Below are 24,868 nucleotides of genomic sequence, written 5' to 3' on the forward strand. Positions count from 1 at the left end.
TGAATTAAGAAACGGCGGTGTAGCTGGCAAAAGCTTCTTCCAGGCTGTTGAATCGGCCTTTAAATTCATCAATCGGGCAGTCCTGAAGAATGTTTCCCTTATGAATCAGAATAACGCGGGAGCAGAGTGCTTCCACTTCCTGCATGATGTGCGTAGACAGAAGAACCGTCTTTTGCTGACCAATCTCTTTCACAACATTTCTGATCTCAATGATCTGGTTCGGATCCAGTCCGTTGGTAGGTTCGTCCAGAATTAAGAGGTCAGGTTGATGAATGATGGCCTGTGCAAGACCAACTCTTTGTTTGTATCCTTTCGACAGTTGACCGATTTTTTTTGATTTTTCAGGCGTGATTCCCACCAGTTCAATCACTTCATCTACTCTGGCTGCGGATATTTTATGAATGTTGGCCACAAACTGAAGATATTCTCTGACGTACATTTCCAGATACAGTGGATTGTTTTCGGGAAGGAAGCCTATTTTCTTCTTGCTTTCAATCTCGTGTTCAGAAATATTCATTCCGTTAAAGATGATTTCGCCCTGATCAATTTTCAGTGCCCCGACAATGGATTTCATCAGCGTGGACTTCCCGGCTCCGTTTGGACCCAGAAGACCGATGATCTCATTTTGATCAATAGAAATATTGATATTGTCTAGTGCAGTCTGTTCTCCAAACTTTTTGGTTAAATTGATTATCTGAAGCGGCATAATTCTTAATGTCTTTCTGCAAAAGTAAAAATAAAAAACTCATTCGGATGAATGAGTTCAGTAATATTGAAAAAAATACGTTTATTTCTTTGATTTTTTGTTCTTGCTGTTGCCATTTGAAGACGGAGCAGCAGTAGATGCCTGATTGGAACCTGTCTTTGTACCATTGATGGTGCCAGGCTTCTCGTACATGGCAGATTTTCCATTGACTCTTCCGAATACTTTTTCCACCTGTTTTTTATTTAAAAACTGGGATTTTCCAACGTATTTACGGTTTTTATTGATATACTGGATAAACTGAACGGTCGGCTGGCCATAGTTTTTTTCGTAATGCAGTTCAATGATGTCATTGGGAAGTTCCAGGATAATGTTTTCGTCCGGAGTAGTGATAAAGCCATCCATGATCAGTTTATAAAGACCGGATACGTCACCGTCAAGGTTCTGGAATGAAAAAGATCTGATGGTGTTCAGGTTACTGGTGTTGAGATCCTGATAGTTGATGGTAAATTTATCCTCTTTTTTATATAAACCTACGGAATTATCTTTGCCAATTTCCACCAGGCTTTCGTTTTTCAACACTTTGATCTGTGAGAAAACTGAAACGCCGAACATACATGTAATGAGTAGAATTATTTTTCTCATGTGGAGGGATTTTAATGTTTTATAAATTGGTGGATTAAAACTAATAATAAAAATGCTAAAAACATTTATTTCTTAAGCAAAAGTAATACTTTTTTTTAATATCATGGTGTGATCTCTTTTCCATATTATGCATGTCATAAAGGTGTTTTTGTTCAGATATAAATATAAAATTTAAGGTAATGGATATGATTTACAAGAATAATATTAAATGTTTTGTAATTGATTTATTGTATTGGAATAAATCAAATTATATGGGTTTAAAATCAATTTGAGAAAGAGAAATACCCCATATTGTCCTGATAATGAATACGGAATAAGTCTTTGGATATTTGACGGAGCAGAAAATATTTTTTATACGGCTACGAAATAGAATGAAATTACCATTATTTTTGTTTCATCATTAATATTCATTCACCATGATCGATATCGCAGAATTTAAAGAAAACTTAGGATTAAAAGAAATCCCCGTTGAACTCGAAAAACTGATCTACTTCCAAAACCATATATCTTCCGGAGAGTATTACAGCCAGGGTTTTGGTGTTACCATCGATGATAAATCCGGTCTGAAAAGCTGGAGCGAAGATGAACATTTTTTAGCCCGCCTATTTCCTGTTGCCCAGGCGAATGGCTCCGGTTCATTTTATACGATTTGGAACGACGGAACAGATAAGGCTTTAAACCAAATGCCCGTTGTGGTTTTTGGAGATGAAGGCGGTGTGCATATTGTTGCCGAAAATATCCTGCAACTGCTTCATTTGCTGACTTACGATACCGAAATAACCGTTGATTTTGACAGTGCTTATTTTTACAGGGATGAAGATGATGATGAGGAAAGCGAAGACCTCAGTGAATACCTGAAATGGATGGCTGGAGATTACGGTTTAGCTCAGATTGAAGAACCGGATGAGCTGATCAAAGCTGCTCAGGAGAAGTACAAAGAACAATTTGAACAATGGTTCGGGAAATATTTTGAATACTAATGAATGATCTAATGTCCGTAGCTGACCACTCTTGAAATTTTCCAGCCACCGGATGTTTTTTTCCAGACGTGAACAAATTTGAATGTTCCGCAGTTGATCAGGGAGCCATTTTCCAGACGGCAAAACTGATGAATTCCGGTTTGTACAGCTCCGTAATCTTTAATAGGATAGACTTCAACAGACCCAGGAACTAAAACTCTTCGGGTATAGCTGTAATTTTTTGCCACTCTGCTGAAATTGTCAACGGTTTCCTGATAATTGGCCAGACCTCCCACGTCATGAAAAAATTCAAGATCTTCAGTGAAAAATGTCTTCAGTTGATCGATATTTCCGGAGTTCGCAGCACCAAAAAGGAGGCTGTCTTTTTTTTTAATGGTATCGTAGAGCTCCTTTGAAACTGGAGTATAGGCTTTTGACTGAGAGAAAAACGCTGTCCAGACCGAACAGCAAAGGCATATTGAAAAGAGTTTAACCAAGAGTATTTTCTTCATGGGATTAGGTTTTATGATTAATTTTGGAAATCCGCTCGTATGGTTTCCTCCATCTGATCAAAGATAACCAATTAAGAATCGATGGTTGAAAAAAGATAAGATTGCAGAGTTTTCGCTGAAAAACATTACGGCTCCATTGGTATTGATGGGGTATAATTTGTACTTTTATCCTGATTATAATTTTTGAATATGACTATTCTACATCAGGATCAGAATTTTACGATCCGTCAGTTTTTACCGGAAGAACAAAACCTTTTTTGTGATCTTTTTGAAGATGAAGAGGTGACCCGGTATCTTCCTTATCGTTCACCTGAGCAGTACGCGGAAATGTTTGATATAGCATTGGAAGACTATACCAAAGGCCCGTTTGGACGTTTTGGAATCTTCGGTTCTGAGGACCATGATTTTATCGGAATGTGCCTGGTGAGAAACTTTGCAGATGTCTCCGGACAGATTGAAATTGGATATACGTTAGGAAAAAAATACTGGGGAAAAGGTATCGCAACGGAAGTGAGCTGTGCTTTAGTCAAATATTCTCTTTTAAATACTGAAGGAGGCGATATCGTAGCCGTGACTGATCTGGACAATATAGGTTCACAAAAAGTATTGGAAAAAGCGGGTTTCAGCCGCATAGATAATCTGAAAAGGCCGGATGGTGAACTGGCTTACTACGTCATTCAGCGCAATTAAGTTCATGAAATCTCTTACTGATTAACAGAACCCTTAGAAATAGCAGTTATAAAAGCATCAAATTCATTTTTATAGCTTCTGCCAACGGGAATATGATACGTGCCGAGGACAATTTCATTCGTGTTAAAAGCAGTAACGAACTGAGTGTTGATCATAAATGAACGGTGAATTCTTACCAGTCCCTTTCCCGATAAAACAGATTCCATATCGGTCATTGTAGCCTTTGAAATAATATTTTCACTGTTCACCAGAACCGTTTTAATATCATTGCCCTGACTTTCAAAATAGACAATATCACGAATGGGGACTTTCCGGGTCATGCCATCGGTTTTAAGCATGATGAAATCTTCCTGAGTATCAGTTTTGTGCCTTAAAACCCGTTCCACCGATTTAAAGAAACGTTCAAAAGTAATGGGTTTCAAAAGATAATCCACGGCTTCCAGTTCGAAACCTTCAATAGCAAAATCCCGGTAAGCCGTCGTGAAAATAGTAGGCGGCTTCTGAGACAGCGATCTCAAAAAATCAATTCCGGTTAAATGAGGCATTTGAATATCCAGAAACATAAGGCCTACAGATTTGGTCTGCAGAAGTTGATAGGCATCCATGGCATTTTCAGCTGTTCCCACCAGTTTTAAATGGTCGATCCTGGAAATGTGTTTCTCCAGCAATGTGGCTGCCAGAGGTTCGTCGTCTACAATAATACAGTTGATCATAAGGCTGCCGGTGTTTTTATTTCTACTTTAAAAATATGATTTTCTCTCGAAACATTGAATACAAAATGATCCGGATAATGAAGGCTGAGCTGTTTTTCAATATTTTTCAGCCCGATTCCTTCTGGATCACTGGTTTCATCGTCTCCGCAGGTGTTTTCAATTTTAAAGATTAGATACGATTCATCTGAGGAGATATCAATTTTAATCTCCGTCTGATCCTTACTTTTTCCTGCCCCATGTTTAAAAGCATTTTCAACCAATGTCAGATACAAAAGCGGAGGAATTGTGGCTGCAGAATTGAGATTGATTTCTTTACTGATCTTCAGCCTTTCTTGATTGTATCTGAGACTTTCCAGCACGATATAATGATCAATAACAGCGAGCTCTTCAGATACAGAGATTTCATTTTTAGGACCTTTGTACAGGATATAATCCAGAATGTCCGAAAGTCTGCTGATCGATTCCGAAGTTTTCTCCGAATTGATGAGTGACAGCGCATAAATATTGTTCAGAGTATTAAATAGAAAGTGTGGATTCAGCTGGGATTTCAGTGATTTTAATTCGAGTTCTGCCTTTTCTTTCAGCAGCTGTGTAGTGTTTTCTTTTTCATCTCTGTATCGGATCATAAACATCACCGAAATAAAAATAAAGGCCGCGCTAATGAGGGAAAAAGTATAATGCGTCAGAAGATACCTGATATCCGTGAAAATGCTGTAGAAACTGTCCTGAGGTTCATCAATGAAAAAAGGTTCTGCCCCATAGACAATAAAGATCCTGTTCATCACCGAAATAAGGTATAAACTGAGAATCAGATACAGAAAAAAGGTAACGTATTTTTTCCGGTCAAAAAAGTTTCTGATCAGAACGTAATAGATGAAATTGGCTCCGGCGATCTGAAATATCCAGTGGCAGAAATTGTAAATAAGAGTTGTTGAAGACATACTGCCGTCATATTCTCCGTAATCTCTCACAGTTCCGAATAAGAATAAAGCCGTCCAAAAGAACAGCTGAAAATAGACATTCTGCCTTAGGTGATGTTGCTGTCCGAATTTCATAGCCTTCAAAAATATAAAATCCAGCGCTACAAGTGCTGATTATTTGATAAAATGAGTAGAATTGATGACGGAAAGTTGTAATTGCAGTTCAGACGGCAAATCGTACAGTTGGCATCCGGATCAGTGTTTTCTGTCATTATTGGTTAAAAATGGTAGTGTGGTTGACAATATTTGCAGAAAAAAATAATGCCTGCAGACCTTCACTCCTCCGAAAGACTTTACGGACTGGATCACTTACGAGCTTTAGCTATTGTATTGGTTTTAATGTATCACTACCGCGCATTTCAACATCCTGTCTGGATTGATACGATAGGCAGATTCGGATGGACCGGAGTGGACTTATTCTTTGTGCTGAGTGGTTTTTTAATTTCAGGACAGTTGTTTAAAGAAATTGAAAAGAGTGGTGGGATCAGTTTAAAAACCTTCTTCACCAAGCGGTTTTTCAGAATTATTCCGCCTTATGCTTTTACGCTTTTCCTGTATTTTACATTTCCTTTTTTCAGGGAACGGGAGTCGCTGGGTTCATTATGGAAATTTATCACATTTACCCAAAATTATGGGTTGGATGTAATTAATAAAGGAACGTTTTCGCATGCATGGTCCTTATGTATTGAAGAGCAGTTCTATCTTTTTCTTCCCTTGCTGCTTCTGACAGCGATAAAGACAAAAGTTTTCCGATATACAGCTATTTTTGCAGGTGCACTCATTATCTTTTCCTTAACAGCCAGATGGTTCATTTGGGAAAATTCTATCGTTCCTATTTTGGACACTGATAATTTTTGGAAGATATGGTATATGAAAATTTATTATCCGACCCACACGCGTCTGGATGGTCTTGCCGTTGGAGTGATAATCGGTTTTTTGATGCAGTATTGTGATCGTTTTAAAAATTTAGTTCATAACAACGGGAACAGACTTTTTATTTTTGGAATTATCCTGATCGGGTTGGCATTCTGGATTTGCAATGATCAGGTTTCTAAGGAGGCTTCTGTCTTCGGATTTGCGTTGGTAGCACTCAGCTATGGAATTATTTTAATGTCAGCCATTTCCAAATCTTCTTTTATATTCAAAACTAAATCGTACATCACAGCAGAATTGGCGGGATTGTCTTATGCCATCTATCTTTCCCATAAAGGTATTATTCATATGATTCAGTATGCGCTTGAAAAATTAGGGTTGGAAACCTCTGACAATGTCAGTCTTCTCATCTGTCTGGCAGGATGCATCGCCGGAGGACTTTTGTATAGATTTGCCATTGAAAAGCCGTCATCAAAGCTTAAGCGTGTATGTCTGAATAAGGAAGGTGAAAAACAAAGCAAGGAGATTTAAGAATTAAGAATCAAGATGCTAGACATCAGATTTCAGACATCAGACTATGATTCATTAACTTAATTACTATAAACCAGCAACTAATAACTAGCAACCAGAAACTAGCAACTAGCAAAGCTACCCAACTCCAAAACTCTAAACTCTCCAATGCTCAAACTCGAAAGCCGAACCTCAGATTATCTAGGCAAAGCATTTCTAATGTTCTCAATATCCTTCTGGAAAACATCAAGGTCTTTTTCCAAGATTATTTCTTGGGTTCCCTTTTTTTGTATGACCAGTTCATCATACTTTTTTTTAAATAGGGAAGTAAGTGGTCTGTCCTTAAAAGCGAGTTCCTTTTCTCTGATGCTGAAATGATAGTCGGAAAATGGATAGTCAATTTTACCAATCTTTACACCATTTCCTGAAATCTCACACTTGTTTTTGAGGTAAGTCACGATCAGCAGAAACGGCATGATAACAAACCCGAATACGCTGAACAGACCAATACGATAGGTTGGAGTTTTCTGTAAAATAATGCCTTCGATTAAATTATACAGTGATCCGATCATAATGAACGGAGAAAGAACTGCATAAAAGATCAGGACCTTTTTTGCCAAACATATTTTTAAACTCATCTCAAATCAATTTAAATTATTCCTGTTGATCATAGTTGCAGCGTTGGAATAAACAATCGTAAGCCTGCAATTTGTTCATCCTTAATGCAATGGGAAAATAGGATATATTTTTTACCTCCACAAGTAAGGAACTGATCAACCTTTTACATCGGGAAACAGAAGAATTTTTACAAATTATGCTACAAAGAATAAATATTTTTCTTAAATTGAATCAGACAACAGAGATTACATCGGCAATAGGAGAGGTCCTTCCCAGTCAAAGACCCTTTCCATCCACGAAAGATGCCCGTTTTTCTGATCTCTTAAAACTAAAATAATGCAGCATCCAAAAATATCATTACTTCTCATTTTATTTTCTTCTGTCGCTTTTTCCCAGACCTATAAAACCTCTTTAACAGCTTTACCGGGGAAAGAATTCCCGAAAATAGATGCACAGAGAAAAGCAGAATTTCAGGTGTATTTTCCGGATGCTAAATCTGTAACTTTAGAGGGTGGTGACGGAATGCAAAGTATACAGTCATCAGTTTCAAAAGGGAAAAACGGCTTTTGGAATGTTTCCACTTCGGTTATGGACATCGGATTTCATTATTATTGGTTTAATGTGGATGGACAGCGCACAAATGACCCGAATACGCAACTGTATTTTGGATACGGCCAGCCAACCAGCGGAATTGAAGTGCCTTCCGGAGAAGATTTTTTCTTTGAGAAAAATGTAAAGCACGGAAAAATCGTTAATGACAGTTTACATTCGAAAATTACACAGGGCAACAGGAATTTTAAAGTATATCTTCCTGCCGGCTACGGGTCTAAGAAATTACCCGTTTTATACCTGTATCACGGAACCGGCGAAGATATTTCGGGATGGGAAAAACAAGGTTATATCATAAACATTCTGGACAATCTTTTTGCGGAGAAAAAGGCGCAGGAAATGATCGTGGTGATGGATTATGGAGTGGCACTGAATCCGGAACAGGAAAAAATGCCTGATGATTTTCCCAGAACGGTTCTTTCTTCCAAAAACTTAGACAAAATCGTTGTCGGGGAACTGATTCCATACATCGAAAAAAAATACAAAACGAATGCTCAAAAAGCAATCGCCGGGCTCTCCCGCGGAAGTTATCAGGCTATGCTGATCGGAAGCAGTCATCCGGAAATGTTTTCTGCGATTGGGGTGTTCAGTCCGGTTATTTATGAAGGGACAGAGAGTGAACCTTTCAAAGAACTTCCTATTGGTAATGTGTTGAAGTCCAGGAAAAAACCTTATTTCTTTATCGGAATCGGGGAGAAGGAAGATAAGCGGTTTTTTCAGTTTAATAAGGAACTGACCACTTTTTTAAATAAGAATAAGTATCCCTATTCCTTTTATGAATCTCCCGAAACCTATCATGAATGGCTCACATGGAGAAGATCCCTGTATCAGTTTACCCAAAAGATTTTTAAGTAAAAAACAAAATACTTAAGATTAATCTGTATACGGCCGGATTGAACTTCCCGTACTCGAAAAATTTATTATATTTTTGATTAGAGTTTTATCAGACCTCTATTTTTTTTAATTGTTAAGCACAATCAAACGTGCACAGCAAACCACAATATTATGAAGAGAAGGTATCTCACTTATATTTTACTTTTTGGATTTCCCTTGTTTGGATGCCAGAATAAAGTGAACGGACAATCCACTTACCAGCAGGAATGGATGGCATTGAAACAGCAAAATGAAGCATTAGCCTTTGATGCCGATATACACCTGTCTGATGCTGAAACCGCATTGGATAAAAAATTATTTCAGCTGAGAAAACAGCTTCTTACCGATACAAATAAACAGAAGAGATCTTTGTTTAACAGTTCCTTTGAGGAGCTAAAGCCATTGATAGAAGGCAGTACATTATTCGAAATCTTCCAGTCAATGCCCAAAGGAGGTCTGCTGCATACGCACAGCGGAGGGTTCACCGATGTGAAATGGGTGATTGCAACGGCCAGAAAGTATAAAGAAGCGTATGTGTATGATCAGGCGGATAATGACCAGTTTATCTTCGGTCAATTAGGTTTTTTTGAGGGGAAAGTTCCGGAAGGATTTGTGAGTCTTCATAAAAAACTGACTTCAGATCCTGATTTTGAAAAGAAACTGGCGGAACTCCTTATCCTGAAGCGGGATCAGCTATGTACGTATACCGATTACTGGATTGAATTTGAGAAACGTTTTAAACGGATCAGCCTGCTGCTCCCTTACCGTCCTTTTTTCAGGGAATACTATAAAAAAGGCTTTATGGATTTGGTGCAAAACAATGTCCAGCACGTAGAAATCAGGTATATTTTTGAAGAGCTTTATGATTTTCAGAAAGGAAAATACCCGCTGAAAACTTCTACTACGGATTTACAGGATATCGTTAAAGAAATACAGAAAGTACATCCGGAGTTCAGTTTAAAATTAATTTATTCAAGTTTTAAATTTTTAGATCCGAAAAGCATTGAAAAACAGCTTGAGACAGCCTTTGAACTTAAAAAGGAATTTCCGGATATGATTTCCGGCTTTGACCTTGTGGCGGATGAAGCGGCTGGAAACAGTGTTTATTCTTTCAGAGAAAACTGGGTGAAACTGGATGAACTGAGTAAAAAGTATGGCGTTAAAATGCCTCTTTTCCTTCATGCAGGCGAAAGCAATTCGGTCTTTAATAAAAATATCCTGGATATGTCTGTATTGAACAACCCAAGGATTGGACATGGCTTAAACCTGATCTATTTTCCCAAAACGATGGAGTTGATTAAAAAGCAAAACAAACTGGTTGAGGTAAGCCCGATCAGTAACCAGGTTTTAGGATACGTAAGTGATATGAGAAATCATCCTGCAAGAGTGTTGCTAAGTAACGGAATCCAGTGCTCCATCAACAGCGATGACCCGAGTGTTTATGGATATGAAGGTCTTGGCTATGATTTCTGGATGGCATTTGTGTATTGGGAACTTGATGTAAAAGCGCTGAAAAAACTCGTTTTCAACTCAATCAACTATTCTTCGCTGAATGAAAGCGAAAAAAAGAAAGCACTGACGCATCTGACTCAACAATGGGGTGATTTTGTTCAAAAAACAAATCAGAAACTCAACTAATGCATCAAAATGTTCTCCTCTAAACTTTTAGAATAGGTACACTTATGGTAAATGACTATAAAAAGTACGACCTTTTTGGGAAGACTTTCATGCAAAAGGTGGCATTGACTTCACCCTTCCATTTTGATTTTCCTGTGAACGAACAGGCCTGTTTTCTCTATGTTTTACAGGGAGAATTTCAATACAAAGTTGATAGCGAGGAAATTAATTTCCCTGCCAGTTATTCTTTGTTTTTAAACTGCATCACTTCAGGAAAGCAGATCCATAATCCGGCCATTCAAGAAAACTGTGAAATTGTCATTGTGACATTCTATCCTGACATCCTGAAGAAAATTTATGACAGAGAATTACCCTTACTGCTGCAACCTCCGAAAAACAGGGTTTCTAACCAATCCAATGAAAAAATAAATAATGATTTTCTGATCCAGAAATATGTGGAAGGATTACTGTTTTATTTTGAAAACCCGTCTCTGGTCAATGAAGATATTCTTGTTTTGAAATTAAAGGAAATTATTCTGCTGCTGTCACAGACAAAAAATGCTGAAGCCGTGCAGCTGATATTATCACAGTTATTTTCTCCTGCGACGTATACTTTTAAGCAGATTATTGAAGCCAATTTGTTTTCGCAACTCACCATAGAAGAACTGGCCGAGCGAAATAACCTGAGTGTATCTTCTTTCAAAAGGGAATTCGCGAAACTTTATAATGACACCCCTGCGAGCTACATTAAAAATAAAAAACTGGAAAAAGCAGCAGAACTCCTTGTGGTTTCTGACCAGCGAATCACTGATATTGCGTTTGATTGCGGGTTCAATGATCTCGCAAATTTCACCAAAAGCTTTAGCGATAAATACAATACCAGTCCATCCAATTACCGCCAGGAAAACAGATAAAAAGAAGACAGTATAGGTTTTTCAAAGGCTATAAAAAAAGCAATCTTAAAGTTAATTTGAGATTGCTTTTTTTATGGACTAAAATGCCAAATAATTGAACGGAATCACAAAACCCTTTTCTTTTTTCTGTCGCAATTTTGCAATGTTCCCTTGAGCTGCTGTAATATGAGGGGAAAATAAAGGAATTAATATTTAAAAAATTATAAAAATGGGACTATCAGATTTAGGAATTTTCCATACGGTCATTGGCGTTGCTTCTATTGCAGGAGCATTAGTAGGTTTTACGAGATACGGGAAAATCAGTTTAAAGGAATCATCAGGGAAGATTTACTTTTACGGAACACTGATTACTTCAGTCACCGCATTGGGAATCTCAAAACACGGAGGCTTTAATGCGGGACATGTTTTTTCGGTATTTATCATTCTGTTAATAGCTGTTGCGTATTTCCTGTTTTCAAAAAAGGAGAGCAGCAAAAGAGCCCGTTATTTTGAGAATTTCCTCCTTTCCTTAAGCTTTTTTCTTTCGCTGGTACCAACAGTGAATGAAACTTTTACCCGTGTACCGGTTGGACATCCTTTAGCAAAAGATATCACAGATCCGATTATTGGTAAAACGCTTCTGTTTCTTTTCATCCTTTTTATCGGCGGGTCTGTTTATCAGTACTTCAGGCAAAAAAAGATTAATAAAGAGACTTCGGTTTATTTGGAAGGTTAGTGGAATTGAAATCCAATGCAGTTAATAAAATAAAAAGAGGCTGTCCCAAAAGTGAGGCAGCCTTTTATGTATCTCTAAAGATGAATCCTTAGTGAGTTATTTTTTAGGTTTCAAAGAGAAATTGTCTACATAAACGGCCTGATGTATACCATTCAACATTACTTTCAGACCCAAATGAGTGTCTTTTTGTAAAGTGATCTCAAATGTTTTTTTATCACCTGTTATCTTGGATGGCTTAGCTATTGAAACAAACGATTTTGCATCGGATGCATTGCTTATGGAGAAAAGTTCCAGGGTAGTTTCTCCTCCGTTATCTGAAACATCAAGAGTCAGTGTATAGGTTCCTCCCTTAATTTTTGGAGTGACTAAATACATATTTTCTCCCGGGTTGGTCATCGAATAAAATATGATTTTTTTATCACCGGCGTAGAGCATTGCTTTTCCCTGTTGAGCCGTCCAGCATTTGTTCATTTCTTTCCATGTATCAAAATTTTCTGTAATGGTGGATACGGTGGTACACTGTGCTTTTGCTGTTAGAAATCCTCCTAAAGTCACTATTCCTGCAAATACGATTCTTCTCATATATTGTTTACATATTATCAGGTAAAAATAGTCAAAAAAGGTCATATCGGAAAGTTATTTTTAATTAATCCAGATTAAAATAAACTAAGTTTGGGATAATAACATTGAGATGATAAAACTGAAAAAAGACAGATTGAAATTACTTTTTTCCTTGTGATAATGCTTAACATCCTGATAGACTGACAAGTATTTCTGATTGTTTCCTGTATATTCAATAGGGGCGGGCTTCAGCCCGCCTACAGGATATACCTGTTGCAAAAGGCTTTAGCCAAAACTTAGACGCCAGGATTTTCTTCGAACTCACGGTAAAATAAAGAAACCGATAAGAAGTGATCAGTTTCTTCACTCCCGAACCAATCCGTATTCCATGGCTAATTTGATAGCCGTGCTTAAATTAGTGGTTTTGAATTTTACAATCAGGTTTTTGCGGTGACTTTCCACTGTGTGCGGGCTTATAAACAGCTTATCGGCTATCTGAATGGTGGTAAGACCTAAAGATGCCTCCAGTAAAATTTCCTTTTCTCGGCGGGTTAATTTGGGGACTGCATTCAATCCTGAATTCGTTTTCATCTCTACAATTTTTTGGGTCTGATTGCACAGGAATTTCTCACCCTTAAGGATCGTTTGTATGCCCAAAATGATTTCCGTGACCAGAGCATTCTTCTGAATGTAGCCCATAGCGCCTTCTTCCAGGGTACTGTTGATGACGGCAAATTCATTATGCACACTCAGCATCATGATCTGGGTAGCCGGATGTTTTTTTAATATAGGTTTAATCAAATCTATACTGTTTCCATCGGCAAGGTTAATGTCCAGTAATAAAACATCTATAATCTGGTTTTCCAGTCCTGTAAGAAGTTCATTTGAAGAGGAGTAGCAGCCGACAATCGTAAAGTTCTCCTGTTGGGAGAGAATATTTTTTAAGCCTTCCAGCAATAATGGGTGATCATCGGTTATAGCAATTTTAATCATGGTTTGTTTTTATTTTGGAAATTTAATTTCAATATTGGTTCCTATATGGATCTGGGAATCGATCTGCAGAGTGCCTTTCAGGAACTCAACGCGTGAACGGATATTGTGAAATCCTGCGGAATGAGCGTGATTCAGGATCTTGATGTCAAAGCCTTCTCCATCATCTTCCACGATAATCACATAATCGGATTCATTTTCGATAAACTGAATAATGATCTGCTCTGCAGCGGCATGTTTGACTGCATTATTGACCAATTCCTGAACAATTCTGTAGACCAGCAACTGACTTTCCAATGGCAGCTGATTTGAATAATGTAGAAACTGGACATCTACATCCAGCGTCGGAGTCGCCATTCGGGAAACATATTCCATCAAAGTTTCCTGAAGGCCATACTTCAGTAACAGATCCGGCATCAGATTATGTGCAACACGGCGAAGTTCGTCTACTGCAATATCGATCTGCGCCATGGATCGCTCTATTTGCGGCTGATGTTGATCACTGGATTTATCTTTTAGTAAAAACAGATTCATTTTGGTTCCGGACAATAAACTTCCGAGGCCGTCGTGCAGATCCCGGGCTATTCTTCCTCTTTCCTGTTCCTGACCTTCAAGCATCAGCGTAAGATTGGATATTTTTGAGTCTTGTATCACCTTATCCATTTCAAGAAGATGTAATTTTTCTTTTTGCTTAATGCCTTTTGTCCTCTGAAAATAAGCATACAGCAGCAAAATGAGCAGTAAAGAAACAGAAGCAATCAACCCGATATAAAAGGTATTGATCTTCTCCTTATAATCCACCCGGGCTTTATACAGATCTACTTCCCGTTTTCTATTAGAAGATTCCAGCTGTGATAAACGGAGTTCCTGAGCTTTTTTACTGTTTTCTATTTCAGTTAATTCCAGTTTTCTAAACTGATTTTCTTTCGTTAATTCCAGATTTTCCAGTTTCTGAGCCTGTTGCAGACTGTGCCAGCTCATTTCCTTAAGACGCTGTTCCTGCTTTTCAGAGGCTAATTGCAGACGGAGCAACTGTTGCTTTTGCTTTTCCCTTTCATACTGGATTTCCAATCTTTTACCCAAGGCTGTATTTTTCTGATCATAAATCTGCTTAAAGGTTTCTATATATTTCTTTTGGTAAAATATGGCTTCTTTAAAATTGTTTTCATTTTGAAAAAGTTGGGAAAGATTTTCAAAAATAGAAAGCTTGACCTGCGGATCTTCAATATTGTTATACTCCGATTCTGCCAATGCCGTCATCAGATAGTTTTTCGCGTCTTCCTGATGACCATTCTGCAAAGCTAATTCTGCCAGAATACCGTTTGCGGACGCTGCATGGTCATGATTTCCTGTTGCGGTACCCTGAGTTTTAGCGAGATTGGCATAATACAGCACCTTGTCTCTGTAGGATTCAGGGAAATAATTTAAATACAGATTAGCCAGATTGATCGCTACAAAAGAAAGTGTGGAAGGAATAGGCATACGCGCCTTATTGGCTTTATAAGTCTCTATTGCTTTGAGATAATACGATTCTGCCAGGGTGATAAAAGCTTTATTATCGGTAGATTCATAGCGTTTTTCATACATATAGCCCATCGCCATATAAGAATCGAACAAATTCATGGGATCTTTCTGCTGTAAGGCAATTTCCAGGGATAGCTTACTGTATTTTTCCTGCAGCTGATATTCATTCCAGTCAGCATAAATACTGTTCAATTCCCGGTATACCGAGGCTTTTCTATTATTTAAACTTTCAGAATTGGGTGCTTTTTCATACAGCGAGAGGGCTTTTAAAAAATAGCGAACTGCTTCAGCTTCTTTATTATTGCGGGCACGGATCCACCCAATTCCATAGGCTACATAGCCTTTTGTTTCCTGATCTTTTGTTTTTGTTTCGTAGAACTGGGCGAGTCTGGATGCATTTTCATAGGCTTTAACATTGTCCAGCAGCCTGTAGTTGATTGCTGAAATAATGTATAAATAAGCCGCATATTTTCCATCCGGTTCCTTTTTAGCATAAGCAATATTTTCATTTAAAATGGCAATCGCTTTATCTTCCTGTTTATTGAAAAATAGAGCCTGTGCATATTTTCCGGTCATCATCATTCGCTGGGTACTTCCCGGTTTGTACTTTTTGTACAGCTGTTCCGGGCTGTTGGAAAGTTCCTGAGCTGATGCAGCATGACCCGCTAAGACAAGACATAGAAAGAGAATGGGGAAGCGTAAAAAGGAAAAAAAATTAATCAGCATTGTTCAGGATATAGAGAAGGCAAAGTTATTACTTTGCGGTTTCTCACGGGTTATATTTCATATTCAATTTAAACAAAATGACAGTGAATACCGTCATAGATGAGCCCCTTCATAGATAAAACCAAAACTCGTTATTCTTGTGCGTTTTTTCAATCCCTGTTTTCAGCTAATTTTAAGGATGAGACCGAACTGAACAAATTGGCTGAAAACAGGGATGTTTTATCATGATTTTTTTGCACAAATTTGCCTTTAGAATTTGTGAAGACAAATAGTATAATCAAAATGGAGATGAATAAATGTAATTTTGATTCAGAAGGTGTCCCATCGTCGGAAGCCTATCATCAATAAAGAGCAAAACAATGAAGAAAACAATTTTGATTTTTTTACCCTTACTAATGACGATTTCCTGTAAAGATAAAAAGCAGGAAACAAAAAATAAAACAGTGCCGCCTCAGGCACAGGTTCAGCTTAGTAAAGATTCAGCGGATCTGAAACAGAATCCGGTTGAAGAACCAACGGAAGCTATCAGTATTCTTCTCCCTAAAGAATACCGGGACTTTGGAAAAGACAATGAAGTCAACGGACTTGCAAAGGATTGGCTGGACTTATATCAAAAGGACGGAAAATTTTATTTGAGTAAAGCAGATTATACCATTTCAAGCGGATATTCTGAATGTTCAGGAGATTCTACGAAAATCATTCATTCTAAAAATAACAGTCTTTTACTCATAGGCCATTCACGATTGACATTGGGTGAAATAAAGACAGTGAAAATTACAAAAAATAAAATTTGGCCAACAGAAAAACTGAAATTCCGCTTTGGAAATGAAGAATATACATTGCGGGCAGAAGGAAAGGTACTGTCATCAGAAAAAGTACACACGGATGAAGGTGAGGAGCTCTATCAGAATGTAAAGGATTATAAGCTTTATCTGTCAGCCAATAATGCTCCGGAAACCTTGTTTTTACAGGAAGAATCATTCAATGATACTTTTGTTGAACTGCTTTTCATAGGAGATATTGACAAGGATGGAAAACCAGATTTTATTTTCGGGGCCAACAGAGATTATGAGGAAGAACGGGTGATTCTCTATCTTTCTTCTCAAGCGAAAAAAGGAAAACTCATTAAAAAAGCAGCAGAAATAGCCATTCAGTTTGATTGTTAAAACCATCGCAAGAGAAAACAGTAAAACAATGAGAAAGACCGTTTTTAATTTTTTGTTATTAGGAACAGTGATTTCCTGCCAGGAAAAAATACATAATTCAGAGAACAAAGAAAATCAATACATCAATGAAGCTCAGGCTGCCCGTAATGATTCAGTAAATGCTCAGTTTTCTTTTATGAACGTTCCTATGGAAGAATTACCGGTATCGGAAACCAACAGGTTTGAGACTTTTGACGAAGCGTACAGAAAAAAACATCCTTCAGAAAGAGTGTATGCTAAATTGTCCAATGAACAGGTAGAAAAGCTGGGTTTGCAGAAGTGGTTGAAATCCGGTAAAAACGTTACAGTAAATTACCAGCTGTCCTTTCCCGGAAACTTCAAAACTTTTGTATTGACTTATCTGGACAGGGACAGTGAACTTAAAACCCTTATGGTAACGTTTGATAGAAACTATAAAAAAATTGACGAACTGCTGGTTGCTTATGATGGAAGTCCCAGGTTTTCGAATTCGACCACAAGCTCGATTTCCAGTTCTAATATCTCGGTGCATAACGTTTATAGGGCATCGAGACGATCAGAAACCATAAACTCGTCATACCTCATCAGGGAAACCGGTAAATTTGAAAAGCGGAAAAAATAAACCATGAAAACAAATAAGATCTGTAAAACTCATCCATCCATTCCTCTTTTATTATTTTATTTCGAAACGGGTAAGGGCACAAATTAGCTGAAAGCAGGGATTTTATACGGTGATGCTTTTACAGATCTTTGTTTATAATTATTTCGGACCCAAAAACACAATGATGAAATTTTTCTATGGGTCCGGAAAAGATGATGCAGAACTATAATGAGAGGAGGTGAAATTCCCTGTCTAAACCATTTAAAAAATATGAAAAAATTATTTACATCAGCGGTTTTTGCCCTGATCATAAGCATTCACGCCAGTGCACAGGAGAAAATGTACTTTGATGAAAACTGGGAGAAAACCACTCAGAGCAAAATGGAGTATTACCGGGAAACAGAGCGTAAAGGAAAACTTACTTTAATCAGAGACTTTTATAAGAACGGAACACTTCAGATGGAAGGTCTTGTTTCTGATGCTACACCCGGAAATGAAGTCTATGAAGGCAAAATCACCTGGTACACTGCGGAAGGCAAAGTATTGAGTACAGGGACGTTCTCAGGAGGCAACCAGGTAGGACCGGCAAAGACTTTTGATCAGCAGGGAAGAGTGCAGGAGGATTTGGTTTATAAAGCAGACGGTACTTTTACAGGGACCATCTACAACTATAAAAACCCGGAAGAAATGTCTTATAACAATACTGTTACCACGTATGATACTCCAGACAGTTTCAAATCGGTTGTATATGATGAAGATATTAAAGGAATCCGTTATGAAACTATCAGCAACAGCAAAGAAGAACTTTTTGAAACTAAATACTATGGCAATAAAGGGAAATATATCGGATCAAACAGCTCCGGAAGTTCCAGCGATAAGGTGTTGGTAGAGTATTATCAGGACCCGATGAAGGTTTCCAAAATTGAAAAACAGAACAAAGACGGAATCGTAACAGAAATTACCATCTACTCCAAAAGCGGTGGAATTCTTCAGGAAGACAGGAAAAACAAAAAAGGCGGCTATCAGAAAACCTATGATGAAACGGGTAAGCAGATCGGTAATCTTACTTACATTTATGATAAGGAAACTGAGTATTACAAGCCACAGGACGGCGAGGATTATCAGTTTAATTATGATTTTTCCGGCTTCTCAGCTATCGATGTTTATAAAAATGGCTCTTTAATCCTGAATAAGTATTTTGATGAAAATGGAAAATTATCTTCCGAGCAGTTCATAAAAGAGGAGATGACCCAGGAGATCAGATATTATCATCCGGACGGAAAACAAAGAGGCGCATTAGCTTATAAAGACGGGATGCCTTATGACGGGACGCTGTACGAAGGACTTATTGAACAGAAGTATAAGGATGGTCTTTTAATACATTCCAAATCTTTCAGGGACGAGGAAAAATTAAAAGTGGAAACAAAGATTAATGCAGATCAGAGCGGATACAATTCCACGGTTTATGATGAAAACGGTGCTATTACTTACACCTACAGCCAACCGCTGGAACAGGAAGATGGTTTCACAGGGCAGATTGTACAGTATGTGAAAGGAAAAGCGGCCAATAAATCCGTGGTAAAAGATGGTATCCTTCAAAGCGGAAAAATCAAATACAAATCTGAATACGGTTTTAAAGAACTGGAGCGCAGCGGAAAGTGGGTTCTGATCAAAATTTCTAACCCTGAAGGGAAATTAATTCAGGAGTCTAAAGTCCTGGCAGAAATGGAAGAGACAGATCTTTACAGCCCGCTCAACACATTGATTACAGAAGCTGATCTTCAGTATGAATTTTATGAATCTTTATAAAGTAACCTGATTTTGAAAGAGTTATGAGTTGTAAAGGATGAGTGATGAGTTTCAGAGGCAAGAGGTAAGGAATTTGGGATCAATTGCAAAACTGGTGAGCCGATAAGCTTTTTTAAACGCAAAGCTTCATCTTCTTAACGTTTAGTTTTGAGTAAGGCAAAGAATGTGACTGCGTCACTGATGAAGCTATCGGTATACAACATCCGCTTAATCGAATCAATGAAATTGATTCCGCCTTTGCTTCCCTTTATTAACAGGATCATCAGTTTCTTTGCGTCAAAAAAAGATTATTAGTTTCACGGGTTTTGAAGTTGATCCAGTATACGGATTTGAAAGGCCGTTCCCGGTTTAAACCCTGCATCCCGAAACATAATGAACTGCTAAAATTCAAAAAAAAATCCCAAATCTCTACTTTCATATCTGAAATCTGATGTCTGAAATCTGAGATCTAAAAAAAATCTTAACCCGAACTCATATTAAGTTACCTTTTTGAAACCACGCCATCAACCACATACCATGATCAATAACAAACTTTTAACCCTATCCCTTTTTACCGCCCTGACCATTATAAGCTGTCAGAACGATAAAAAAGAACAACCCAAAAACGAAATAACCCGAAAACCCACCAATCATAAACCATCCAGCCAACCGCAGGAAAATCATTCACCAAAATCAAATCCCAATATAAAGGACAACGTGGTTTTATCACAAAAACACAGTCCAAATACAATTTCCTGCGATTTGGATGGAGATCAATTACCGGACACGGTGAAAATTGTTCAAAACACAGACAATAAAAAATACGGCCTGGAAATTATGTTTGGCAACAAAAAAGTGGAATATTTGGGCATGGGAAAAGAGATTTTGGGTCAGGGATTTGATGATATCGACTGGGTCGGTGTGTTTGAAAAAGCGCCCAAAGGTGAAATCTACTGGAATAACGTCAATGAAAATGGAGACATCATGAGCGACGAAGAAGTAAAGGAATCCGATAAAATCAAACTGCCCAATGACGGAATTTTTATCCATCAGGAAGAAGCCTGTGGTGGCGGAATCATCTATTTGAAAGACGGAAAATTTGAATGGATACAGCAGGAGTAGAATAGCCGGATGTATACAAGTTTTAATAAGTGTTCATCGGAAATCCGAAAATTTAAAAACTTTTAAGTATTATTGAAAGAAGTAAGAGTAGGTATCCAAAACCAAATTCCTATTGTAAAGAACTTAAAGCCAAATAAAAACGATGAGAATCAATTACTCAATGGTGCTGTATCTTTTATGCATTCCTTTAGGATGGAATTTTGCCTTGTCTGGTGTTGAAAATTTGTCTGCTTCACGGACCGTATGTTTCATGATAGCCTTATTGATGACCATTTATGGAGGATTTCTTAATGCGAAACATCAAATGAAATACCGGTCTGTTCTTTGGATATTTTTCGTCAATCTGCTTTTAATATTGGGGTATATCATTTCAAATGGAGGCACTGGAAATGCTTCTATATTCGGTGGCAACAATTGGACATTAGGATTTTTTCTGATGCACTATTGGCTAAATATGCATTGGACTTATTTAGGCTTTTTAAATCTTCCATTGTTCGATGATGATTTTACCTTCTTATTGATTGGAATGTCCAGTTCTTTTCTATTTCCGTCGATTGGTTTTCTGATAGGGAAATTTTGGCACAAAAGATCAGATAAGCTGATGAAGTAAAGAAGTAGTAAGAGTTTACTTTCTGAAATTGAAGTAAAGGATTTAGTAATTGATATATTTAGAATCCCTCAATGGTTTGAGGGATTTTTGTTTTTGCAGAGTAAAACTATTAATCACATTTGACGAGTGGTTGTAATACAGTAAGACTAAATGACATCCATGATCATCGTGTATTTATCAATTCCTCTACTAAATCCGTCCGGGACAATTTCTACCGTTCTAAATCCATTCTTTTTATAAAACTCAGCGGTATGCTGAGAGGTTTCAATTTTGTAGGGGATAGAAGGGTAAGTTTTTTTCAACAAATCGATCCTGTACTGGGTAAATGCTTTTCCAATTCCTTTTCCATGGTAATCGGCGTGAACCATTCCCCAGGATAATCCTCCAAGATGATCCCTTGTATCCAGGAAAAATCCACCACACCCTACTACCTGACCATCGATTTTTACGACGAAGTAATTCTCTTCAGTATCATCATCCAGAAAGCTTTCAAAGAGCGGCAACTCTTCGCTCGCAAAAAATTTAGGTTGATTACTCTTAAAGATTTGAATACAATCTTCTCTGAAAATTTTGGTGTAATTGATGATTTTCATAAATAGGTGTTGGGTAGTACCAAGATACAGGAAATTTTGGAATTGTGGTTTTGGTATGGTGTATTAGATTTGGGATGTTGGAAATGTTTCTTCAGATATTGTTTTCTATGGCTAAATTGAAATACAATCTCTAAAGTTATAGGATTTTGAAGAACGATACTTTTTATGATTAATTTATAAGTCTTAGAAAATTGTGAGACTTTGGATAAATAGAAAAGTTAGCTTTATTTCTTAGAGGAAAATAAAAAGTTTGTGAAGCAAATTAAATTATTATCTTACGCAAAAATTTATTTATGACAAGTGTACACATATATTCAGATACAAGTGATAGAGCAGTATTTAATTATGAATTTGAAGACTATTTCACTTCACAAGAAGGGGAAGAATTTAATTTTGATGAAAATTACTATAGTCGATTGCCTGAAAGATATAAGAGAAATTTTGATAAACATAATTTGAAGATTGGAAAATACTTAGTTCATGATGCTTACGAAGATGATAGTGTATCTCTAGGTAAAATATCATATATATTTATTAAACCTGTAAAAGAATAAAACCTAAATTTTCATTTTGTAATTAAAAATATTTTATCTATATTATAGTCACAAGCTCAAATGCTTACATAAAAAAATATGAATATAAAATTTGGAAATTTCGTTGTAGATAAAGATGGAATTTTAGTAAATGGAAATTACAGAATGGATGCTTCCAGACTCTGGGAAACAAGAGAATTTAAAGGGGTTCTTTTATGGGATTGGCTAATCCATCTAACGGAAAAAACATGGGTAACATCCGAGACAGTAGGAAACCTAAATACTGCATTTTTTCTTGCGCAGGATTTATTTAAGAATCAAAAGCCCGTCCATGCAAGTGAGGCTTCGATAGCACAAACTTTATATGTTCAAAAGCAGATGTTGGAAAACGATGAAGAGCAGGAGCGTAAAAGGGCTTCGAAAAATAAAGGAAAAGAAACAATTTTAAAAGATTTTGATATAAATGATGATGATTTTGAGTATAAAGAAATCGAATTATTATAACTAAATCCCCTCATTAGAGAGGGGATTTTAACAGATAGATTCTCTCACCGATCACCTCACCGCTTATGTCCAAGAATTATAATCGGATAGGAAGACAGAGTTTTGCACTAGCTTGAGGTTACTAAAAGTCTCTTATTTTATCAATTTCGTTTGATTTTATTACTAAGGTGTTAATGTTCAATTTTTCGAATGTTTTTTCCGCCTTATACTTGCATCTCTCATCATTTGTTATAAAGACATCACAGTGTGAAGCATAAAAAGTGTGTAATCCATCATCAAACATATTGTTAAAATTGGCGTCGGTTTTATATCCTTGTAAATCAAATTGGTAAAATATTTCAATTACCTTATAATAAGATTCATTGTCATTTTTTTTAATTTCAAATTTAGGCTTATAAGCATCAGCGATTGAAAAAAAATCCAATTTTAAGTGATTCGGAACTTCATCATTTTTTCTTATATAATTTACAACATCTTTATTGCCTTTTAGTGAGGAAATATTTTTTGATAATTGAGCTTTAAAAGATTTATAAAAGCTATAGTCTGATTTGAGTTTAATTTGAAAACTATATAAGTCTGAAAATAAGCTATATAATGTGCTTTTTTGGATAGTTGTTGGAAACATCAATTGAGCAAATTTATCTTTTTTAATTTGTGAGATCCATTCATATGGAAGTGGAACTTTTTTTGTTAAATGGATTGGGCTTTTTTCACCTAAGTCAAAATCAAACAATTCATCTAAAGTTTCATCGAATATATCTACTTCATCTTTTTTTGAATTGAAGAATTCATAGATATCTCTTTTGTGCCACCAAACCTTCTTTTCTCCCCAATATTGACAAATGCATAAATCTTTTGTTAATCTCTGTATATTTTTAAGATGTCCCTCAATATAATTGGGGTTTTTCTTCCAACCTCTCAATAGATCATTTAAATGTGCATTTGAATAAGGCAACTCAATATTTTTATTAGAAATTAAATCTAATAATTGTAGATATTCATATTTCTCGTTTTCTTCAAGAAAATCAATTTTTTCTATTCTGTCAAAAATATTTAAATCAAGATAGATTATCATGGAATTTTATTATAACTCAAATATACTAAACAAGATATTACATATGCTAAGGTTTTCCATAAAGCAAAAAGCCCTCAGCTGGCTCAAGCGTCCCGCTTGTGTCCAAGGACTATCATACGGTATGAGCCAAAGGCTCACATCAGTGTTTGAGAGATAACAAAAAATCCCAACTCTCGTCAGGATTTATTATATATATTGTTTTTGAAATCTATTTAAGAAGTGACCATATTAAAACCCCAATTCCCGCATAAGCAGTCACCGTAATAATATCAGCGATGGGCTGTGAAAAGCGCTTTTCCGCAATTTTCTCACTATTGATCTGGTTCTTATGGAATTTCAGAATTTTCTTAGGATTGCTAATCGGGTGGGCCACCAGACTGTCGCTTTCCCACTTGTCAACGATTATTTTATAGCTCTTGCCATCAACGTCAATTTTAAATTTTTTATTAGGAGCAAGTTTCTCCTGAACATTGATTGGAACAGGTGCTGGTTGTGAACTCTGGCTTTGGGATTCCGCTATCGAACTTTTCATTTGCTCAGAAGAAGCATTATTAGAAAGAGCTGCATTCCTTTTAGAGTCCTGCTTATTATCGGTCGCCGGATCCGCTGGTTTTTTAACCTGGTACGTATAGCAGCTGCTAAGACAAAATGATATGATGATGAGATAAAAATTCTTTCGCATGGACCAAATTTAAGAATTAAACGGAATATTTGGCATTTTCTTTTGTAAGATCCTGTTAAAAAAATCCCTCCACTAGCACAAGCATCGTTGTTTTTGCCCAGAAACATAATCTGAGAGGGAATGAAATCATCAATCCTTAATTAGTTCAATGAAGCGAATATCTTATCCGTCCGCTTAATCAGCGATGAAATCGCTCCCTTTACTCCCCTTACAATCATAAGAGTTATAATAGATCTTTGCGTGGTAAATCTCCCACAAATCCCACAGAATACACAGATTAATAAAACGCAAACATCTGCCGCATCTGTGTAATCTGCGGGAGATTACTTTAACAATAAACTATTTATTTTCCCACAGATTTAACAGATTACACAGATTTCTTCACATAGTATGATAATAGTGTTATTTGTGAAATTATTTGTGAAATTCGTGTTTAAAAGCGTT

26 protein-coding genes are annotated in these 24,868 nt (G+C 36.8%); 14 read left to right on the forward strand and 12 right to left on the reverse strand.

Annotated features, from left to right (window positions below; translation table 11 throughout):
* Positions 1 to 4 precede the first annotated feature (4 nt).
* Together IW22_RS05295 and IW22_RS05300 are read right to left on the reverse strand one after the other, a co-directional pair.
* The gene (locus IW22_RS05295) at positions 5 to 706 is read right to left on the reverse strand and encodes an ABC transporter ATP-binding protein (RefSeq protein ID WP_034724796.1); all 702 of its coding nucleotides are present in this window, start codon (positions 704 to 706) and stop codon (positions 5 to 7) included.
* An 81-nt stretch (positions 707 to 787) separates the two neighbouring features.
* Positions 788 to 1,348, reverse strand: a complete 561-nt coding sequence (locus IW22_RS05300; protein WP_034724797.1) for a hypothetical protein — start codon at positions 1,346 to 1,348, stop codon at positions 788 to 790.
* A gap of 416 nt (positions 1,349 to 1,764) precedes the next feature.
* Here IW22_RS05300 and IW22_RS05305 point away from each other — a divergent pair, with 416 nt between their 5' ends.
* On the forward strand, positions 1,765 to 2,328 hold the full coding sequence (locus IW22_RS05305; protein ID WP_051891094.1) for a hypothetical protein: 564 nt from the start codon (positions 1,765 to 1,767) through the stop codon (positions 2,326 to 2,328).
* Positions 2,329 to 2,336: 8 nt separating this feature from the next.
* Here IW22_RS05305 and IW22_RS05310 read toward each other — a convergent pair whose 3' ends face one another.
* Entirely contained in the window at positions 2,337 to 2,819 is a 483-nt protein-coding gene (locus tag IW22_RS05310; RefSeq protein ID WP_034724798.1) for a nuclear transport factor 2 family protein, read from the reverse strand.
* A 189-nt stretch (positions 2,820 to 3,008) separates the two neighbouring features.
* Between IW22_RS05310 and IW22_RS05315 the strand changes: the two genes are divergently transcribed.
* Positions 3,009 to 3,509 carry a GNAT family N-acetyltransferase gene (locus IW22_RS05315; RefSeq protein WP_034724799.1) on the forward strand — a complete coding sequence of 167 codons (501 nt, stop codon included), beginning with the start codon at positions 3,009 to 3,011 and terminating at the stop codon, positions 3,507 to 3,509.
* Between the two features lie 14 nt (positions 3,510 to 3,523).
* On the opposite strand, the gene IW22_RS05320 is transcribed toward IW22_RS05315, so the two are convergent.
* The gene (locus IW22_RS05320) at positions 3,524 to 4,222 is read right to left on the reverse strand and encodes a LytR/AlgR family response regulator transcription factor (RefSeq protein WP_034724800.1); all 699 of its coding nucleotides are present in this window, start codon (positions 4,220 to 4,222) and stop codon (positions 3,524 to 3,526) included.
* The gene (locus IW22_RS05325; protein WP_034724807.1) at positions 4,219 to 5,277 is read right to left on the reverse strand and encodes a sensor histidine kinase; all 1,059 of its coding nucleotides are present in this window, start codon (positions 5,275 to 5,277) and stop codon (positions 4,219 to 4,221) included. The genes IW22_RS05320 and IW22_RS05325 overlap by 4 nt, the downstream gene beginning before the upstream one ends.
* 186 nt (positions 5,278 to 5,463) lie before the next feature.
* Here IW22_RS05325 and IW22_RS05330 point away from each other — a divergent pair, with 186 nt between their 5' ends.
* Positions 5,464 to 6,606: an acyltransferase family protein gene (locus tag IW22_RS05330; RefSeq protein WP_034724813.1), complete on the forward strand. Its 1,143-nt coding sequence runs from the start codon at positions 5,464 to 5,466 to the stop codon at positions 6,604 to 6,606.
* A 176-nt stretch (positions 6,607 to 6,782) separates the two neighbouring features.
* Here the strand turns inward: IW22_RS05330 and IW22_RS05335 are convergent, their stop codons facing one another.
* A complete protein-coding gene (locus tag IW22_RS05335; RefSeq protein ID WP_131401689.1) occupies positions 6,783 to 7,205 on the reverse strand; it encodes a hypothetical protein in 423 nt (140 codons plus the stop codon).
* Positions 7,206 to 7,539: 334 nt separating this feature from the next.
* Between IW22_RS05335 and IW22_RS05340 the strand changes: the two genes are divergently transcribed.
* The 4 genes from IW22_RS05340 (at position 7,540) to IW22_RS05355 (ending at position 11,931) form a co-directional block, all read left to right on the forward strand.
* On the forward strand, positions 7,540 to 8,667 hold the full coding sequence (locus IW22_RS05340) for an alpha/beta hydrolase-fold protein (protein WP_034724824.1): 1,128 nt from the start codon (positions 7,540 to 7,542) through the stop codon (positions 8,665 to 8,667).
* A gap of 150 nt (positions 8,668 to 8,817) precedes the next feature.
* Positions 8,818 to 10,323 (forward strand): adenosine kinase, encoded by a 1,506-nt coding sequence (locus IW22_RS05345; RefSeq protein ID WP_034724832.1) that lies wholly within the window; start codon positions 8,818 to 8,820, stop codon positions 10,321 to 10,323.
* Positions 10,324 to 10,367: 44 nt separating this feature from the next.
* Positions 10,368 to 11,216 (forward strand): helix-turn-helix domain-containing protein, encoded by an 849-nt coding sequence (locus IW22_RS05350; RefSeq protein WP_034724834.1) that lies wholly within the window; start codon positions 10,368 to 10,370, stop codon positions 11,214 to 11,216.
* Positions 11,217 to 11,424: 208 nt separating this feature from the next.
* Positions 11,425 to 11,931 carry a hypothetical protein gene (locus IW22_RS05355; protein ID WP_034724835.1) on the forward strand — a complete coding sequence of 169 codons (507 nt, stop codon included), beginning with the start codon at positions 11,425 to 11,427 and terminating at the stop codon, positions 11,929 to 11,931.
* A 96-nt stretch (positions 11,932 to 12,027) separates the two neighbouring features.
* On the opposite strand, the gene IW22_RS05360 is transcribed toward IW22_RS05355, so the two are convergent.
* The 3 genes from IW22_RS05360 to IW22_RS05370 all read right to left on the reverse strand — a co-directional run bounded on the left by IW22_RS05360 (position 12,028) and on the right by IW22_RS05370 (position 15,732).
* Positions 12,028 to 12,513, reverse strand: coding sequence for a hypothetical protein (locus tag IW22_RS05360; protein WP_034724836.1), 486 nt, complete (start codon positions 12,511 to 12,513; stop codon positions 12,028 to 12,030).
* A gap of 342 nt (positions 12,514 to 12,855) precedes the next feature.
* A complete protein-coding gene (locus tag IW22_RS05365; protein WP_034724838.1) occupies positions 12,856 to 13,485 on the reverse strand; it encodes a response regulator transcription factor in 630 nt (209 codons plus the stop codon).
* A gap of 9 nt (positions 13,486 to 13,494) precedes the next feature.
* Positions 13,495 to 15,732 (reverse strand): sensor histidine kinase, encoded by a 2,238-nt coding sequence (locus IW22_RS05370; RefSeq protein WP_034724840.1) that lies wholly within the window; start codon positions 15,730 to 15,732, stop codon positions 13,495 to 13,497.
* A 359-nt stretch (positions 15,733 to 16,091) separates the two neighbouring features.
* Between IW22_RS05370 and IW22_RS05375 the strand changes: the two genes are divergently transcribed.
* From IW22_RS05375 to IW22_RS05395, 5 genes are all read left to right on the forward strand, one after another.
* Entirely contained in the window at positions 16,092 to 16,898 is an 807-nt protein-coding gene (locus IW22_RS05375; RefSeq protein WP_131401690.1) for a hypothetical protein, read from the forward strand.
* Between the two features lie 28 nt (positions 16,899 to 16,926).
* Positions 16,927 to 17,538: a hypothetical protein gene (locus tag IW22_RS05380; RefSeq protein ID WP_131401691.1), complete on the forward strand. Its 612-nt coding sequence runs from the start codon at positions 16,927 to 16,929 to the stop codon at positions 17,536 to 17,538.
* Positions 17,539 to 17,787: 249 nt separating this feature from the next.
* Positions 17,788 to 19,326 (forward strand): membrane-binding protein, encoded by a 1,539-nt coding sequence (locus IW22_RS05385; protein ID WP_131401692.1) that lies wholly within the window; start codon positions 17,788 to 17,790, stop codon positions 19,324 to 19,326.
* Between the two features lie 516 nt (positions 19,327 to 19,842).
* Entirely contained in the window at positions 19,843 to 20,427 is a 585-nt protein-coding gene (locus tag IW22_RS05390; protein ID WP_034724844.1) for a hypothetical protein, read from the forward strand.
* A gap of 142 nt (positions 20,428 to 20,569) precedes the next feature.
* Positions 20,570 to 21,037: a hypothetical protein gene (locus IW22_RS05395; RefSeq protein WP_131401693.1), complete on the forward strand. Its 468-nt coding sequence runs from the start codon at positions 20,570 to 20,572 to the stop codon at positions 21,035 to 21,037.
* A 146-nt stretch (positions 21,038 to 21,183) separates the two neighbouring features.
* On the opposite strand, the gene IW22_RS05400 is transcribed toward IW22_RS05395, so the two are convergent.
* Positions 21,184 to 21,630, reverse strand: a complete 447-nt coding sequence (locus tag IW22_RS05400; RefSeq protein WP_034724846.1) for a GNAT family N-acetyltransferase — start codon at positions 21,628 to 21,630, stop codon at positions 21,184 to 21,186.
* A gap of 293 nt (positions 21,631 to 21,923) precedes the next feature.
* Here IW22_RS05400 and IW22_RS05405 point away from each other — a divergent pair, with 293 nt between their 5' ends.
* Together IW22_RS05405 and IW22_RS05410 are read left to right on the forward strand one after the other, a co-directional pair.
* Positions 21,924 to 22,184, forward strand: coding sequence for a hypothetical protein (locus IW22_RS05405; protein ID WP_034724849.1), 261 nt, complete (start codon positions 21,924 to 21,926; stop codon positions 22,182 to 22,184).
* A gap of 78 nt (positions 22,185 to 22,262) precedes the next feature.
* Positions 22,263 to 22,667, forward strand: a complete 405-nt coding sequence (locus tag IW22_RS05410; protein WP_034724851.1) for a hypothetical protein — start codon at positions 22,263 to 22,265, stop codon at positions 22,665 to 22,667.
* A 121-nt stretch (positions 22,668 to 22,788) separates the two neighbouring features.
* Here IW22_RS05410 and IW22_RS05415 read toward each other — a convergent pair whose 3' ends face one another.
* Together IW22_RS05415 and IW22_RS05420 are read right to left on the reverse strand one after the other, a co-directional pair.
* On the reverse strand, positions 22,789 to 23,742 hold the full coding sequence (locus tag IW22_RS05415) for a hypothetical protein (protein ID WP_034724854.1): 954 nt from the start codon (positions 23,740 to 23,742) through the stop codon (positions 22,789 to 22,791).
* Between the two features lie 208 nt (positions 23,743 to 23,950).
* On the reverse strand, positions 23,951 to 24,424 hold the full coding sequence (locus tag IW22_RS05420) for a hypothetical protein (protein WP_034724856.1): 474 nt from the start codon (positions 24,422 to 24,424) through the stop codon (positions 23,951 to 23,953).
* Between the last annotated feature and the right edge of the window lie 444 nt (positions 24,425 to 24,868).

Source organism: Chryseobacterium sp. JM1 (assembly GCF_000737715.1).
Classification (GTDB): domain Bacteria; phylum Bacteroidota; class Bacteroidia; order Flavobacteriales; family Weeksellaceae; genus Chryseobacterium.